Origin of the sequence: Butyrivibrio sp. AE3009, from assembly GCF_000420845.1 — a bacterium.
Classification (GTDB): domain Bacteria; phylum Bacillota; class Clostridia; order Lachnospirales; family Lachnospiraceae; genus Butyrivibrio.
The window spans coordinates 96,441-113,706 of the sequence record NZ_ATVS01000007.1; the positions used below are offsets into that span (position 1 = coordinate 96,441).

Annotated in this window: 10 protein-coding genes; all 10 read left to right on the top strand. The window is 46.4% G+C overall.

Features of this window, described 5'->3' with window-relative positions; all coding sequences use genetic code 11:
• Nucleotides 1-11 precede the first annotated feature (11 nt).
• The 10 genes from G588_RS0105685 (at nucleotide 12) to G588_RS0105730 (ending at nucleotide 17,248) form a co-directional block, all read left to right on the top strand.
• Nucleotides 12-1,775, top strand: a complete 1,764-nt coding sequence (locus G588_RS0105685; RefSeq protein WP_022777792.1) for an ABC transporter ATP-binding protein — start codon at nucleotides 12-14, stop codon at nucleotides 1,773-1,775.
• A gap of 18 nt (nucleotides 1,776-1,793) precedes the next feature.
• Complete coding sequence (locus G588_RS0105690) at nucleotides 1,794-3,728, top strand: ABC transporter ATP-binding protein (RefSeq protein ID WP_022777793.1); 1,935 nt, start codon at nucleotides 1,794-1,796, stop codon at nucleotides 3,726-3,728.
• Nucleotides 3,729-3,960: 232 nt separating this feature from the next.
• Complete coding sequence (locus G588_RS0105695) at nucleotides 3,961-4,944, top strand: ABC transporter ATP-binding protein (protein ID WP_330361406.1); 984 nt, start codon at nucleotides 3,961-3,963, stop codon at nucleotides 4,942-4,944.
• A gap of 23 nt (nucleotides 4,945-4,967) precedes the next feature.
• Entirely contained in the window at nucleotides 4,968-5,840 is an 873-nt protein-coding gene (locus G588_RS0105700; protein WP_022777795.1) for a carbohydrate ABC transporter permease, read from the top strand.
• Between the two features lie 14 nt (nucleotides 5,841-5,854).
• A complete protein-coding gene (locus G588_RS0105705; protein ID WP_022777796.1) occupies nucleotides 5,855-6,694 on the top strand; it encodes a carbohydrate ABC transporter permease in 840 nt (279 codons plus the stop codon).
• Nucleotides 6,695-6,782: 88 nt separating this feature from the next.
• Nucleotides 6,783-8,117, top strand: a complete 1,335-nt coding sequence (locus G588_RS19345; RefSeq protein WP_022777797.1) for an ABC transporter substrate-binding protein — start codon at nucleotides 6,783-6,785, stop codon at nucleotides 8,115-8,117.
• 86 nt (nucleotides 8,118-8,203) lie between these two features.
• Nucleotides 8,204-9,514: an MBL fold metallo-hydrolase gene (locus tag G588_RS0105715; RefSeq protein WP_022777798.1), complete on the top strand. Its 1,311-nt coding sequence runs from the start codon at nucleotides 8,204-8,206 to the stop codon at nucleotides 9,512-9,514.
• Between the two features lie 99 nt (nucleotides 9,515-9,613).
• Nucleotides 9,614-11,695: a hybrid sensor histidine kinase/response regulator gene (locus tag G588_RS0105720; protein ID WP_155830749.1), complete on the top strand. Its 2,082-nt coding sequence runs from the start codon at nucleotides 9,614-9,616 to the stop codon at nucleotides 11,693-11,695.
• Nucleotides 11,692-15,084 carry a DegV family protein gene (locus G588_RS19350; RefSeq protein ID WP_022777800.1) on the top strand — a complete coding sequence of 1,131 codons (3,393 nt, stop codon included), beginning with the start codon at nucleotides 11,692-11,694 and terminating at the stop codon, nucleotides 15,082-15,084. The genes G588_RS0105720 and G588_RS19350 overlap by 4 nt, the downstream gene beginning before the upstream one ends.
• Nucleotides 15,085-15,199: 115 nt before the next feature.
• On the top strand, nucleotides 15,200-17,248 hold the full coding sequence (locus G588_RS0105730) for a methyl-accepting chemotaxis protein (protein WP_022777801.1): 2,049 nt from the start codon (nucleotides 15,200-15,202) through the stop codon (nucleotides 17,246-17,248).
• The last annotated feature ends 18 nt before the right edge of the window (nucleotides 17,249-17,266 follow it).

Sequence of the window (17,266 nt, forward strand, 5' to 3'; positions counted from 1 at the left end):
GGAGAGAATCTATGCTAAAAACACTTTTAAAACAGGTAAAGGAATACAAGCTTGCCTCCTTCCTTACGCCCCTTTTCATGGTCCTGGAGGTTATCTGCGAGATGATAATCCCTATTCTTATGGCCAAGATCGTGGATGACGGTATCGGATTTAACAATCCAAACGGAGGAAGCATGGGCGTCATCTTCAGGGTTGGAGCAATGATGATCGTCATCGCTTTGCTCGGACTTTTTGCCGGACTTGGCGGAGCCTATTACGGTTCACAGGCATCCACAGGTTTTGCCAAGAACCTCAGGAAGGCTATGTTTGACAACATTCAGACCTTCTCCTTTGCCAATATCGACAAATTTTCAACTTCAGGTCTTGTAACAAGACTTACAACAGACGTAACCAATATTCAGAACGCCTACATGATGACCCTCAGAATGGCCATGAGAGCGCCTGCATCCCTTATTATCGCCATGGTTGCAGCCTTTACCATCAGTCCCAGACTTGCCAGCATCTATCTGGTGGCAGTTCTGTTCCTGTCGGTTCTTATGGTGATCATCATGAACACGGCCACCAAGTATTTCAAGCAGGTATTTGAGAAGTACGACAAGCTCAATGAGAGCGTACAGGAGAACGTATCCGCAATCCGCGTGGTCAAGGCCTATGTCCGTGAAGAATATGAGAATGACAAGTTCAAGAAGGCTGCCCTTAACATCTATCACATGTTCGTTAAGGCGGAGAAGAACCTTGTTATGATAAGTCCCGTAATGTCAGGAACTGTATATATCTGTATCCTTCTGGTGAGCTGGTTCGGTGCTCATATGATAGTTTCAAATGAGCTTACCACCGGCGGACTTATGAGTCTTCTTACCTACTGCATGACCATCCTCATGAATCTCATGATGCTTGGTATGATCTTCGTAATGCTGACAATGGCTCAGGCCAGCGGCAAGCGTATCGCAGAGGTTATCGAGGAGAAGGCCACCATCACCAACAAGGATGGCGCTGTCAAGGAAGTTAAGGACGGCAGCATTTCCTTTGAGCATGTGGATTTTGCCTACAATACAACCTCCGAGGAGCCTGTTCTTAAGGATATTAACCTTGATATCAAATCGGGAGAGACCATCGGAATCATCGGAGGAACCGGTTCTGCCAAGTCTTCGCTGGTTAACCTTATCAGCAGACTCTACGATGTTACGGGGGGCAGCATCAAGGTCGGCGGTGTGGACGTAAGGGACTATGACATGGAGACCCTGCGAGATCAGGTATCCGTTGTACTTCAGAAAAACGTTCTTTTCTCCGGAACTATTCTTGACAACCTCCGTTGGGGTGACAAGAACGCCACCGAGGAGGAGTGCAAGAGAGCCTGCAGAATGGCCTGCGCCGACGAATTCATTGAGAGAATGCCGGATGGCTACAACACCGAGATAGAGCAGGGCGGAACCAATGTATCCGGCGGACAGAGGCAGCGTCTATGTATCGCAAGAGCCCTTCTCAAAAAGCCCAAGATCCTTATCCTGGACGATTCCACCAGCGCTGTTGATACAGCAACGGATGCCAAGATCAGGAAGGCCTTTGCCGAGGAGATTCCCAGAACCACCAAGCTTATTATCGCTCAGCGTATCAGTTCAGTTCAGAACTGCGACCGCATCATTGTAATGGACGACGGCTGTGTAAACGGCTTCGGAACCCATGAGGAGCTTCTTAAGACCAATGAGATCTACAGAGAAGTATACGAGTCACAGACCGGAGCTTCCGGAGATGCAGATTTCGACCAGGCAGGCTGAGAGTAAAGGAGAAAAGAAATGGCAGAAGAAAAACAGGTTAAACCGGGCCCCGGAAGACCAAGGCAGGGAATGCCCCGTCCCAAGGTAGAGAACCCCGGCAAGCTTTTTGCGAGAATCATGGGATATGTGTTTAAATTCTATCCCGTTCATATGATAATTATTGTTCTTTGTATCTTTGTAACAGTATTTTCAAGCGTACAGGGAACCCTTTTTACCAAGACACTTATAGACGGCTATATCAAGCCTATGCTTGATTCGGGAAGCAATGATTACAGCGAGCTTCTCAAGGCCATGGCGAGAGTTGCCATATTCTACGGAACAGGCGTACTTGCTGCATTTATTCAGTCCTATACAATGATCTTCATTAACCAGGGCACACTTAAGAGACTTCGTGAGGATCTCTTCGAGCACATGGAGAGCCTTCCAATCAAGTATTTTGACACTCATGCCCACGGAGATATCATGTCGATCTACACCAACGATATCGATACTCTCCGTCAGATGATAAGTCAGAGTATACCTCAGATGCTGAACTCAGCAATCACGATTGTCAGCGTTCTGGCATCAATGCTGGTTCTGAGCATACCTCTTACCATCGTAACCCTTGTAATGGTTGCAGTTATGTTGTTCTGTTCAGCCAAGGCCACCAAGGCTTCCGGTAAGAACTTCGTTGCTCAGCAGAAGAATATCGGTGCTCTCAACGGCTATATCGAGGAGATGATGACAGGACAGAAGGTAGTCAAGGTCTTCAATCATGAGAGCGAAGCCGTCGTTAAGTTCGATGAGCTCAACGAGGAGCTGTACAAGAGTGCGTTCAAGGCCAATGCCTATTCCGGAGCCCTTGGTCCCATCAATGCACAGCTTGGCAATACCAGCTATGTAATCTGTGCTATTGTGGGCGGTGCCATCGCACTGTCGGGAAATGTGACCTTCGGACTCTCGGTCGGTGCACTGGCCAGCTTCCTTACCTTCAACAAGAACTTCTCAATGCCCATCAACCAGGTCAGCATGCAGTTCAACTCGATCATCATGGCTCTTGCCGGAGCAGAGCGTATCTTCAAGCTCCTGGATGAGCAGCCTGAGACCGATGAAGGCTATGTAATGCTGGTTGATTCTGAGGAGAAGAACGGTGAGATCGTTGAGGCAGACCACCACACAGGACACTGGGCCTGGAAGCATTATCACAAAGCCAGCGATACAACCACCTACCAGCCCATGGAAGGTGATGTTACCTTCAACGGCGTTGACTTCGGCTATACGGATGAGAAGATGGTTCTTCATGACATCGTGCTCCATGCGCTTCCCGGTCAGAAGATTGCTTTTGTAGGCTCCACCGGTGCGGGTAAGACCACGATCACCAACCTGATCAACAGATTCTACGACATTCAGGACGGTAAGATCAGGTACGATAATATCAACGTCAACAAGATCAAGAAGGCAGACCTTAGAAGGTCCCTTGGTATCGTTCTTCAGGATACACATCTTTTTACCGGCACGGTTATGGAGAATATCCGCTACGGTAAGCTGAATGCCACAGACGAAGAGGTCAAGGCAGCAGCCAAGCTTGCCAATGCCCACAGCTTCATCAAGAGGCTCCCTGACGGCTACAACACCATGCTCACCGGTGACGGAGCCAATCTGTCACAGGGTCAGCGCCAGCTCCTTGCAATTGCAAGGGCGGCCATTGCAGATCCTCCGGTTCTTATCCTGGATGAGGCTACTTCCTCCATCGATACCAGAACAGAGAAGATCGTTCAGGACGGTATGGACAAGCTTATGAAGGGCAGAACCACCTTCGTCATTGCACACAGACTTTCAACTGTACGAAATAGCGATTGTATTATCGTTTTGGAACAGGGAAGGATAATCGAGCAGGGAACCCACGACGAGCTTATTGCCAAGGGTCAGAAGTATTATCAGCTTTACACGGGTATGAAGAGCGAAACTGCTTGATATATAAGGAAACTATTGAATTTTTAAGGGCCGGTCGGCATATAGACCGGTCCTATTTTAATTGTTAAATTTTTATAAAAAAAAACATTTGATATTTCGATTTGTTATAGTATAATAAAAAGCTGTCTGCGTTTCGGAGAAACATTTTTTTATTAGATTGGGTAGGTAAAGCATGGATATCAGAATTGAAAATCTAACAAAAACTTATGGTAGTCTTAATGCGGTAGATCACATGAATCTTACTGTAAAAGACGGTGAATTGGTGGGCCTTCTGGGACCCTCCGGCTGTGGTAAGTCAACCACACTTTTTATGCTTTCGGGTCTTACTACCCCTACACAGGGTAAGATCTATTTCGGCGACAAGGATGTAACTTCCATTGCTCCCGAGGATCGTGAAATCGGTCTTGTATTTCAGAATTATGCTCTTTATCCTCATATGACTGTAGAGGATAATATCACATTTCCGCTTATCAACCGCGGAATCAAGAAGGCTCCTGCAAGGGAGATGGCTCTTGAGATCGCCAAGGTCGTTAAGATCGACCAGTACATGAAGAGAAAGCCCAGTGAGCTTTCAGGCGGTCAGCAGCAGAGAGTTGCCATCGCAAGAGCACTTGTCAAGAAACCCCAGGTACTTCTTCTGGACGAACCCTTATCCAACCTTGATGCTAAGCTTCGTGTAGCAACAAGAGAAGAGATCAGACGTATCCAGCAGGAAGTTAAGATCACAACCATCTTCGTAACCCACGACCAGGAAGAGGCTATGAGTATCTCCGATCGTATTGCAGTTATGAAGGAAGGTGTGCTTCAGCAGTATGAGGTTCCTCAGACCATGTACCTCAATCCTGCCAACGAATTCGTAGCAAACTTCCTCGGAACACCCGAGATCAACAATATCGAAGTTGACGTTAATGACGGCGTTATCTCCTCAGGCGGTATGGTTCTCAGAACAGGCGCCAAGCTCGCTGACGGACATTATCATGCAGGAATCAGACCTGAGTCCTTCTACATCGATGATAACGGCAATTCCTTCAAGGTGGACAACCTTCGTATGACAGGACGTGACCTCCTTCTTTTCTCCAAGCTTGGTGAGAAGGTTGTACGTATCCTCGTTCATTCTTACATGCAGGTAGCAGAAGGTGATTCTGTTAAGACTTCTGTTCGTGAAGGCCATATCCTGGTATTTGATGACCAGGAGAAGCTCATCGGCAGATTCTGATCCAAGGGAAGGGAGTTATTATAATGGATAAAAAGAGTGCAAAGGGATATTTATATCTCCTTCCGTCCATGATCATTATGATCTGCTTCACAATATATCCTCTTATAAGAGCCATCGTTATGAGCTTTTTGGGGGATTACAGCATTATCAACGGCAGCTACAAGTCAATCGGCTTTGATAACTACAAGGCGCTGTTTGCCGATCCTGATTTTGCTATGTCACTTAAGAACACCACAATCTACGTTGTGTGCGTTGTGCCTGTATCCATCATGCTTTCACTTATCATTGCGGTTCTTATCAACAGCTGCAAGAAGACCAAGGCACTTTTCCAGACAATCTATTTCCTTCCTTACGTTACCAGCGTAATCGCCATCGGTATCGTATGGAGATGGATGTTCAACAGTAATTACGGTCTCATCAACTTCATGCTGGGACTTATCGGAATTGAGCCTATTCAGTGGCTTAATCTTCCGCAGTATGCTATGCCTGCTCTTATCATTTTCGCTATCTGGAAGAGCATGGCCTTCAATATTCTTATTTTCCTGGCTGGTCTTCAGACTATTCCCGAGGATCTCTACAGGGCAGCAAGAATTGACTCTACACCCAAGTTTAGAGTATTTACCAAGATCACGGTTCCTCAGCTTGCACCCATGATCGTTTATTCCAGCGTTATCGGAATGATCGGTGCCTTCAAGGTGTACAACGAGGTATTCTCACTGTTCCAGGGAAAAGCCGGCCCCGCCAACAAGGCAATGACTATCGTTTACTACATTTACGATAAGTTCTACAACAGCTACAAGTACGGCGTTGCTGCTGCAGGCAGTGTTGTCCTGTTCATAATTATTCTTATCTTCACCAGGGTTCAGCTTCGTGTAACCGGTGGCAATAAGAAATAAAAGAGGGTATAGCTATGAATAATAAGAGAAATATTGGAAATATTATCGGGACAGTACTGAAGTTTGCAGTACTGATCCTGGGATCTGTTTTTACTATATTGCCCTTCGTATGGATGATCTCATCTTCACTTAAGACACCCAGCGAACTGGTTGCAATTCCGCCTGCGCTGTTTCCGGAGACTCCTCAGTGGGTTAACTACAAGGAGGCCTGGGCAGCAGCACCTTTTGCAAGATATTTTGTGAACACACTGATCGTTACACTGTGCACCACCTGCGGCGTACTGGTAACTACAGTGCTGTCAGCCTTCGCATTTTCAAGACTTAATTTCCCCGGCAAGAAGACAGTGTTCTCTCTTTTCCTTGCAACACTGATGATCCCCGGCGAGATGCTTATCATCACCAACTATGAGACTATCATCAAGCTCAAGTGGATCGATTCCTACAAGGCCATGATCGTACCTTGGATCTCAAGTGCCTTTTACATTTATCTGCTGACACGTTTCTTCATGCAGGTACCTGAGTCACTTTACCTTGCAGCCAAGGTTGACAAGTGCTCTGATTTCAAATATATGATCAAGATCATGGTACCCATGAACAAATCGGCCATTTTCTCAATTGCGATCCTGAACATCATCAGTAGCTGGAACGCATTCCTGTGGCCACTGCTTGTTACAAACTCACAGGAGATGAGAGTTCTTTCCAACGGACTTGTTCGTTTCCAGACTGAGGCAGGCTCTTCCACAGAGCTTATCATGGCCGCATCCTGTATGCTGGTTATGCCTATCATCATCATCTATCTGTTCCTTAGAAAGTACATCATCGAAGGTGTTACAAGAAGCGGACTTAAGGGATGATATTGGGGTTATTTTGATCTAAGGGCAATTATGCCTTAGAAGATATTTTTTTTACATCCGCGATGCGGAAAGGAAGGAGAATAGTATTATGAAACTGAAAAAATTTGGTGCCGGCGTACTTGCTATGGCTATGGCTGCATCCATGATGGTTGGATGTGGTGAGACAGCTCCCGCAACAACAGAGGCTCCTGCAGAGACACCTGCTACTGAGGCTCCTGCAACAACAGAGGCAACAACAGAGGCTGCTGCTACAGAGGAAGCTCCTGCTGCTGAGGCTAAGTCAATCGAAGCAACAGAGATTACTTTCTGGCACGCTATGAACGGCAATCTTGAGACTGTTCTTACACAGATCACAGATGAGTTCAATGCAAACAACGAGTATGGCATCAAGGTTACACTTGTAAACCAGGGTGCATACGGCGACCTTCAGACCAAGCTTCAGGCTTCAGCTGCTGCTGATGCTCTTCCTGATCTTGCTCAGGCTTACAACAACTGGCTTACACCTTACATCGACAAGGTAGTTAAGCTTGATGATTTCGTAGCAACTGATTTCGATAACTGGGATGACATCGTTTCAGCTTATCGTGATGAGTGCTCAGAGTTCGGCTTCATCCACGCTGTTCCTTACAACAAGTCAACTTATGTTCTTTTCTACAACAAGACAATGTTCGATGAGCTCGGAATCGAAGTTCCTCAGACTTGGGCTGATGTAGAGGCTGCTGCTAAGACAGTTATGGATTCCAAGAACATCGCTTTCATCGGTTACGATGATCTTGCAGGTGCTGTTGAGGCTTCTCTTCACCAGAACGGAAGTGACTACGTAGATGCTACAGGCGCTCTTTTCAACGATGAGAAGGGTCTTGAGACCTGCGAGTACCTTTCAAACCTTTACAACAATGGCTATGCTCGTCTTGTTGGTGAGGACGGATACTTCTCAAATGTTCTCAGCAACCAGATGATCGCTTCTTACATCGGATCTTCAGCCGGTGTTTCTTACATCAAGGCTGAGGGCTGGGATCTTGGAGTAGCTCCTATCCCCGGAAACGTTGCTAAGGCAGCTAACATGGCTGGTACAAACATCGTTATGTTCTCACAGGATTCTAACAAGCAGCTTGCAGCTTGGGAGTACCTCAAGTACATCACAAGCACAGACGCTGTAGTAGAGTGGGCTGTAGGAACAGGTTACCTTCCTATCAGAACATCTGCTTACGAGACAGATGCTTACAAGGCATACATGGATGAGAACGTTTGCGCTAAGGCTTGCTACGAGCAGTCCAAGGACTTCTTCTTCTCACCTACATTTGATGCATCAAATGATATCAGAAGCACAGTTCCTTCAACTGTTGAGCAGCTTGTTTATGACAAGGCAGACGCTCAGAAGTGGCTTGACACTATCGTTGAAGCAATCAACGCTCAGTATTAATACATTTCTGATCAATTGAATTAAATGAAAGTTGGGGCTGCCTGCCATGTGGCGGGCGGCCTTTTTTCTCCTTTTTGAGGTGTGTTATGGCTAAACTTACTTTTATAAGTGGACTTAGGGAAATAGGCGGAACGGTTGTGGCAGTGGAAACAGAGACCACTATCTGCCTCTTTGATTTCGGATTTGCTTATGCGGACAGAATAGATGATAAGGTCAGGCTCCGTCCGGGAAACGAAGCCTATGACTATGTAAGGCTCGGGGTACTTAATGCCATCGACGGCATCTATGAGCCTGAGACTGCACATAAGCTCGGGGTTAAGGCCTATGGCGAAACGGATAAAGAGATATTCATAATCATTTCTCATATGCATATCGACCACATGGGTGGTCTGGGAGCCCTTGACCAAGGCGTTCCTGTGTATATGAGTGCTGATTCTGCACGGCTATATCACGAGATGGGAGTAATGGGAGAGCTGGAGATAAGAGAGCATGAAAAGGTTCTTCCCATAGATTATGACGCATCTGTCACCGTAGGAGATATCAAGGTAACCTGTGTGCAGGTGGACCACGATGTCATCGGAGCCTGCGGTTTTCTGATCGAAGCAGATGGGAAAAAAATCTGCTATACCGGAGATTACAGATACCACGGCTATCATCCTGAGATAAGCGCAGCCTTTGCCGAGAAATGCAAGGGCGCGGATCTGATGATCAGCGAAGGCGTCACCATCAGTTTCGCTGATGTGGACATGCTGTCTCTTGAAGGACCTGTAAGAGACCATACCGAGTCAACTCTCCTTGAGGAGTTCAAAAATCATGCTCTTGAAGAAGAGAAGCTCCTTGTTATTAATAACTACAACAGAAATGTTGAGAGGATCCACAGGTTCATTGAAGTTCTGGCTGAGTGCGGAAGAACCATGGTGCTTGAGCCTGAGCAGGCCGACTATGTGGCAGCCTTTTATCCCGAAGATAACTTCGCCGTATACCTTCCTGAGGGCGGGGAGCTCAAGGCGCCTCTTCTTAAGAACAGGCCTGTTGTCATCAGAAAAATGCTGCTGGAAAACCCTGAGAAGTATGTGCTTCAGCAGGACTACAAGCATGTCTATGAGCTCTTTGAGCTGGACAGTGTAATTTCCCTGTATCTTCATATGGACGGGGCACCCCTTGGCGACTATGATCCTTCCTTTGCCAAGTTCTACAGCCTCCTTGATAACCTGGGGATAAACTATTTAAGATGCGGCCTTGGCGGCCATGCGGAGCCTTATTATCTTCGTCACACCGTTGATGTGATAGAGCCTGCGGTCCTTGTTCCGCTTCACAGCTTCAGACCCGAACAGTTGGTGTCTTCTCATGCGGGGAAAATCATTCTGCCCGAGATAAATGGCACAATTACGCTGTAAATCATTTCATTAAAATATTATGAAAATCATGAAAAAAGTGGAGAAATCGTGATTATTTTATCTTAAAAACGTATAATTTATTATGCGCAGTTGTGTGTTTTGTATCGTTTTTTAGGTGAGATCATGAAGAACCGCACCGGTATTCATACAAAGATCATAATAATCCTAACAATATGCATTGTTGGCGTTACCATTGAGAGTGCACTTCAGATGTGGGAGTTCTGGGTTCCACCGCTCCTTGTGTTTGGAATGATCACTCTGTGGGTAATGCATCTGTCGCAGTACGGCCGGGAGAGCATGAGAGAGAACGTGATCCTCATGCTCAGCTTTGCCACTGCAATCTTCCATGGTATCCACAATTCCTGCTTTTTTGATATTGCTATAGCAAATGTGCTTCTGACGGTGGCGCTTTCCCTTTTGGGAAGTGTGACTGTTCTTAACTTTACTCTTATACAGTATGGACTGGTTCTTTTTGTCCAGATCATTCTTGCTGCCTATTATCACACCGTTGAACTCAATTTGCTGAATATATCCAAGGTGGTACTTCATTCCATCATGGTCCTCTCCGTGCACTATGTCTGCAGATGGATAATGATAGACAGGAAGAGGCTTCTTGAGGTCATAGAGGGGGATGAAAAGATGATGCAGAATTCCCTCTCGGATATGGACGACTTTCTAGTTAATATTTCCCACGAACTCAGAACTCCCGTTAACGTTGTCAATGGTATCTCCAGCCTGATCCTTAAAAACGAGACCACTGAGGACGTGCTTGCCATCAGGGATGCGGGCCTTCGCCTATCCAGGCAGATAGAGGATATCCAGGATTATACCGAGATCAAGAACGGCAACGTATATATCGAAAAAGACAAATATATGATCACCTCCCTTGTAAATGATGTGCTGTCCAATTACATTATCCGTGAGGGCAAAGAAAAGCTGGAGATGGTCATCGACCTTGATCCCAAGGTGCCCATTTCCATGAAGGGTGACATCAAAAAGCTCCACAAGATGCTGCGTCACCTTATAGATAACGCTGTGAAATTCACCAACAAGGGCGGTATCTACGTAAAGATCAGCTCCACCAAAAGAGAGTACGGTGTCAATCTTACCATTGAAGTTACCGATACCGGTAAGGGCATGACGGGCCATGATATGTCCTTCGTTTCCCAGGGACTCTATCAGGCCGACAAAGAGAGAAACAGATCAAGCGGCGGCATAGGTCTGGGGCTTAGTGTTGTCTATGGCTTTGCCCATGCCATGAACGGCTTCGTTACTATCAACAGTGATGCCAAGACAGGCACCACTGTCAGACTCTGCGTGCCACAGGAAGTTGATAATGCATCTAACTGCCTCAGCGCCAACAGAGATCGCTTTAAGAATGTTATATTCCATATGCTTCCCAATAAATACAAGGTTTCTGCTGTAAGAGATTTCTATCGTCAGATGGCAGTGAATCTTGCATCCGGTCTTAAGATTAATCTCTATTCCGCATATTCTGTGGAGGAAATCAGGAACCTTATGAGCAGGGTAGAGGTATCCCATATCTTCATGGGCGAAGAGGAATACCGCCGAAATGCTGCATATTTTGACGAAGTTGCAGCGAGAGATACAGTGGTTGCGGTTGCAGTGAACAGAACCTTCAATACACCTAAGGGCAGTAATATAGTTCTTATGCCCAAGCCTTTGTATGGACTTCCCGTCACCAAGGTCCTTAACGGAAGTACCGGTGAACTTAATGCAATATTTGATGAGAGACAGAAGAGGCCTATGTTTGACGGCGTAAGGGCTCTTATTGTTGACGACGAACCAATGAACCTGGTTGTCGCTACCGGAACCTTCAGGGATTATGGCATGATCACTGAAACCGCCGCCAGCGGACAGGAGTCTTTGGATAAATTCAGAGATAAGACCTACGACATTATCTTCATGGATCATATGATGCCCGAGATGGACGGAGTTGAGGCCATGAAGAGGCTCAAACAGATGGCTCGGGAAAAGGACAGAAACATCCTTATCGTTGCCCTTACTGCCAATGCTGTCAGCGGCGCCAAAGAGATGTTCCTGAATGAGGGCTTCGATGGCTTCATCGCCAAGCCCATTGATATCATGGAATTCGAAAGGGTCATGAAGAGAATTCTTCCTCCCAAGAATGTCAGGTATGAGGAAAGGAGTATGCCATGAGAAAACTGTTCAGACTCCTTTCTGAAAAATTAAATGACCCCTCCATCAGCTACGAAGAAAGAACCATGGTCATGCTTGCCACCTTGGGCGATATAGCCATGATCATAGCCTTTATCTTCGATATTCTGGGTGGTGAGAACATTGTTGAGGTTGTTGCTCTGGCTGTTATGATCGTGGCGGTTCCAATAGCAACAGGATACAGTGTGTATTCGGGCAGACTGCTGCAGGGAGCTGTTGCACAGGCTGTTGAACTGGTATTTATCGTTCTTCCGATAATCTTCTTCTTTGGAGGAGGACCTCAGGGAGGCGGTGTCTTCTGGGTAATCTTCAGCTATATGTTTATAGGTATGTCCCTGACAGGAGGTTTCAGACTGGTAATGATGCTCTGTATTACAGCCACTACCATCGCTGAGTATGCCATCTGGTTCCATTTTCCCAATCTGGTGGTGAGGCACTCTCCTCAGATGTTTGCGATAGACTCTTTGGTATCGGTTATTCTGGTAGGTCTGTCGACCTTTGCGATGCTAAGGTATCAGAAGCTGATCTTCAGCATGGAGAGCAAAAAGGCTCAGCAGCAGGCGGAGAGAGCAGAGGAACTTAACCGCAGTCAGAACCAGTTCTTCTCCAGTATGAGCCATGAGATCAGAACTCCTATCAATTCAATCCTAGGCCTTAACGAGATCATACTGCGCCAGGATGATGCTTCGGATGAGATCAAAAAGGATGCTGCCAATATTCAGGGTTCAGGAAGAATGCTCCTTGCCCTTGTTAACGATATCCTTGACCTCAGTAAGATAGAGGCAGGCAAGATGGACATTGTACCCGTTAATTACAGCATGTCCGCTCTCGTATCCGAGATCGTAAATATGATATGGCTGAGGGCCGAGCAAAAGGGTCTGAAATTTGAGGTGGATATCGACCCTTCGATTCCGTCTGAGCTCTACGGTGATGAAGTAAGAATAAAGCAGATTCTTATCAATCTTTTGAATAACGCAGTTAAGTATACAAGCGAGGGTTCTGTCACTCTCCATGTGGAGCAGGAGCTATTCGGAGATGACAAGACTCATCTGATCTTCTCTGTAACGGATACCGGAATGGGTATCAAACAGGAGGCTTTGCCCTATCTTTTTGATGCCTTCAAGAGAGTGGATGAGGAAAAGAACAGACATATCGAAGGAACGGGGCTGGGCCTTTCCATCGTTAAGCAGCTGGTGGATCTGATGGACGGAACCATAAGCGTCAACAGTGTGTACAGCCAGGGCGCTACCTTCACGGTTTCACTGTGGCAGGGAGTTACCAATGAAGCTCCCATCGGCGATATCAGTATCTCCAATTTCGGAAATGGCGTAGGCACTCAGAAGTATGAGAGCAGCTTTACCGCACCTCAGGCACGAATTCTTATTGTGGATGACAATGAGATGAACCTTGAGGTGGAGAGAAAGCTTCTTGCGGATACCAAGGTTCAGATTGACCTTGCTGGCAGCGGAGAGCAGGCTCTGTATATGACCGGAAGCACACGCTATGATGTGATATTCATGGATCATCTGATGCCCGGCATGGACGGTATCGACTGCATGATAAGGCTTCGTAAGCAAAAAGAGGAGATCAACAACAATACTCCTGTCGTGATACTTACAGCCAATGCGGGCGGCGAGAATAAAGAATTGTATGCAAGAAGCGGCTTTGACGGGTATCTTCTTAAGCCTGTATCCGGTAAGCAGCTGGAGGAAAGCCTCCTGTCACTTCTTCCCGAGGAAAAGATCGTAAGAAGGAATGCCATCAATCTGTCCACTGAAGTGCTCAATACCTCTAAGGGTTACAGGAGAAAGGTGCCGGTTCTTATTACCACCAGCAGTTTGTGCGACCTGCCGCTGAGCCTTGTACGGGAGATGCAGCTTGATATCATTTCCTTCCTGGTTCATACCGATGCGGGAACCTTCTATGACAATGTGGAAGCCGATACCGATGAGCTTCTTTACTATATGTATTCGTCGGAGGGCAAGGTGTGGTCTGAGCCTCCCAAGACCAAGGATTTTGAGGAGTTCTTTGCAGGAAGGCTTCAGAAGGCTCATCATATCGTTCATATTTCCATAACGCCCAGTATGAGCGAGGAGTATCACAATGCTTCCAAGGCGGCAAGGCAGTTTGACAATGTAACCGTTTTTGACTCGGGAGTTCTCTCGAGTGCCATGGGCTTTCTTGTAATGCTGGCTCACCAGATGGCGCAGCAGAATCAGTCTGTGGAGCGCATTATCGAAGAACTGGAGGCCGTTAAGACCAAGATGCACTGCAGCTTCTTCGTAACCGAGACGAGATTAATGGTCAGGGGCGGCTATATGTCCGAGAGGATACATAAGATCATGTCTACGCTCAATATGCATCCCCTTCTTCAGATTAAGAAGAGTGTCTTTAGCATGGGCTGGGTGTTCCTTGGTGAAAAGGAAGACTGCATACGCAAGTATATCAGAAGAATCCTGCCTAAGACTGCTGACCCCGATCTTGATATGCTGCTTATTGCATATGTAGGTATGAGCCATAAGGAACTCAACTGGATAGCTGAGGAAGTAAAGGCAAGATTCAAATTCAAGCATATTCTGTTCCAGAAAGCTTCCGCAGCCATTGCCGTTAATTCCGGTATCGGAACCTTTGGCCTTCTCTATATGGACAAGGGAGACAAGCCCTATCACTTCGAGTCGATGATACCGGATGAGAAGGATCCGAGAAGCCTTTCGGATGCCTCTTACGCAAGTGAAGAAGAGGAAGAGGAGAGCGGCAGCGATGCTGTAACTCAGGAGGTATATGAGGAACCTTCTGCAGCTGAACATAAGTGGTATGAAGATATTGAGGGTCTTGATGTAAAGACCGCGCTGACCAACAGCGGTTCTGAGGATTCATTCCTGGCTGTACTTAAGATATTCTATGAATCAATCGAGGAGAACAGCACTGCCATTAAGGGCTTCTATGAAAGCGAAGACTATGAGAACTATACGATCAAGGTTCATGCCCTTAAGAGCTCAGCCAAGCTTGTGGGAATCATGGGACTGTCTGAGAAGGCAAGACTGTTGGAGGATGCAGGCAAAGCAAAGGATATAGAATATATAAAAGAGCATCATGACAGCATGATGAGCGATTATCTGGAATTTCTGGATAAGCTGGCACCTTATTTTGAATCGGATCAAAAGCCCGAGGCTGATGAGATCATTCTGGAGAGCGCCTATGAGGCTCTCCTTGACAGCGCAAGGGTAGAGAACGAGGTCTGTATGGAAGGCATATTCAGGGACCTTGGCGATTATATTATCCCTGCAGGAGAGCAGGATAAATACGAGAGGTTGAAGGCTTTCTTTGAAAAAAGGGATTATGAGTCAATTATTCGTGAAATAGAGTCATAAAAAAGTAATTCAAATTTAATATACTGGTTAGGGAATATTCACATTGGCGTTATTAAATTAATGCAATTTGGTATATATAGGCGTTGAATTGCTAAAATAGGAGGGTATTTCAGTAATGAGTAATGAAGGAAGTAATGGAAAGAAAAGAGCCACAAAAGCTATAAGTGTAAGGATTTCGATTCTGTTTGTCACACTTCTGGTGGCAAGCATCCTTATTGCCGAGGGTTTGGTTATAATCTTTGGCTACGGCATGGTCAAGGATCTGATCGATACATCTCTGACCAATCAGGTAAGTGCCAGTGCCGCCAAGGTGAACAAGGAGCTTACATCTACATTCTATTATCTGAATGCTGTTGCCGATGCGGTTGAACAGAACGACTTCGCCAGCAACGAGGAGATAATGGAATATATGGCCGGAACCGTCGGAAGATATGGTCTGATTCCTACGGGAGCTTATCTGGCCCTCAACGACGAGACCTTTATTTATCCCAGTTCGCCGGATTATGTTATGGAGGATGTCACTTCCCACGGCTGGTATGTGGAGGCTGTAGGTTATGATAACTCCTGGTTCTATTATTACGATCAGCCCTATTTTGATGCTGTTACCGGTGAACTCTGCGCTACCGTTATCAGACATGTACACCTCAAGGATGGACGTGAGGGTTGCTTTGCTGCGGACCTTTTTATGGCAAACACACAGAAACAACTGAATGAAGTAGCTGTATATCAGTCAGGTGGTGCCATGATGATCACAAAGAGCGGACTTATCCTTTCCTTTAAAGATGATCCCAGTCTTTGCGGCAAGAACATATCTGAAGTTACCGATAATCCTCTTATCGTATCCATAGGCGAGTTTGTTGCAGCTCAGGGGGAGGATGAGATCGAAATAGTAAAACCCATCGTTGCAGGCGGCGAAAAGTGGTATGTAGTAACCTCAGGTGTCAGCGGAACTGACTGGAGTGTAGTTCTCTATGCCAAGCAAAAAGAGGTTCTTGCAGTTCTTCAGAAACTTATTGGCGTCCTTCTCATAGTTACGGTTGTGTCAGTAATAGTGGTTATCCTCATAATTGCCCAGTCACTGCACAAGATGATCAAGAAGCCTGTAACTACTCTTACCAACAATATTGAAAAGATCTCAGGTGGTGACTTCACCGTCAATATCACCGCTAAGGGCGATGACGAGATCGCATATATGAACCGGGCTATGGGCGAATTTATCGACGGAATGCGTGACTCCCTAACTGAGATCAAGGATGTGTCAGGCAAGCTCCGTGGAGATGCCCAGACCTCCAAGAGTACTGCCGAGGATCTGGAAGAGGCTGCAAACAATCAGTCTGTAAGCATGACACAGATCAGAGAGAATATTGATAATATGGCGAGAGCCGTAACTGAGGTTGCAGAGAACGCCACTGTCCTTGCAGAGACTGTCTCCAATGTAACGGAGCAGGAACAGCAGATAGAGAACTCCATGAACGATCTGGTTAAAAAGGCTGGCTCCGGTCAGAAGGATATGTCCAACGTTGCCAACGGCATGACGGATATCGTTGAATCCATGAAGGATATGGCTGATGCGGTAACTAACGTTGATGAGGCTGCGGACAAGATCACCCAGATCATAGACCTTATCAATTCCATTTCCTCACAGACCAACCTTCTGTCCCTCAATGCTTCCATCGAGGCTGCAAGAGCCGGAGAAGCAGGAAAAGGCTTTGCGGTTGTTGCTTCCGAGATTGGAGCCCTGGCTCAGAACTCTGCTGATGCCACCAACCAGATCGGTGAGATCATCAAGGATATGTCTCAGAAGGTACAGATGCTGTCCGAGAAATCCGAGACCAATACAACTCTTATCAACAACAGTGCGGAGACTGTCAATGTGGCAGCTACCACCTTCGAAGAGATCACCAAACAGCTCTCCGATGCCAACGATATTCTTATCAATATGGCACAGGAGATGCAGAAGGTTAACGATGTTGCCACCAACATGGCTTCCGTATCCGAAGAGCAGTCCGCATCCACTCAGGAGATCGCTGAGAATGTGGATAAAGTTACTGAGGCTGCCAAGGGCGTTGCTTCCAGTTCAGAGCTTGTTGCAAATGCCGCTTCCTCCGTATCGGATGCTGTTGATACCATCAATGACAACCTGCTGAGATTTACAATTAACTGATGCAGGAACCAATAAATA

What these genes read in the sequence shown, in the direction of transcription:
- G588_RS0105700 (WP_022777795.1), top strand. Translation starts at nt 4,968, where the DNA reads ATGGATAAAAAGAGTGCAAAGGGATATTTATATCTCCTTCCGTCCATG.
- G588_RS19345 (WP_022777797.1), top strand. Translation starts at nt 6,783, where the DNA reads ATGAAACTGAAAAAATTTGGTGCCGGCGTACTTGCTATGGCTATGGCT.
- G588_RS0105730 (WP_022777801.1), top strand. Translation starts at nt 15,200, where the DNA reads ATGAGTAATGAAGGAAGTAATGGAAAGAAAAGAGCCACAAAAGCTATA.
- G588_RS0105690 (WP_022777793.1), top strand. Translation starts at nt 1,794, where the DNA reads ATGGCAGAAGAAAAACAGGTTAAACCGGGCCCCGGAAGACCAAGGCAG.
- G588_RS0105685 (WP_022777792.1), top strand. Translation starts at nt 12, where the DNA reads ATGCTAAAAACACTTTTAAAACAGGTAAAGGAATACAAGCTTGCCTCC.
- G588_RS0105705 (WP_022777796.1), top strand. Translation starts at nt 5,855, where the DNA reads ATGAATAATAAGAGAAATATTGGAAATATTATCGGGACAGTACTGAAG.
- G588_RS19350 (WP_022777800.1), top strand. Translation starts at nt 11,692, where the DNA reads ATGAGAAAACTGTTCAGACTCCTTTCTGAAAAATTAAATGACCCCTCC.
- G588_RS0105715 (WP_022777798.1), top strand. Translation starts at nt 8,204, where the DNA reads ATGGCTAAACTTACTTTTATAAGTGGACTTAGGGAAATAGGCGGAACG.
- G588_RS0105695 (WP_330361406.1), top strand. Translation starts at nt 3,961, where the DNA reads ATGAATCTTACTGTAAAAGACGGTGAATTGGTGGGCCTTCTGGGACCC.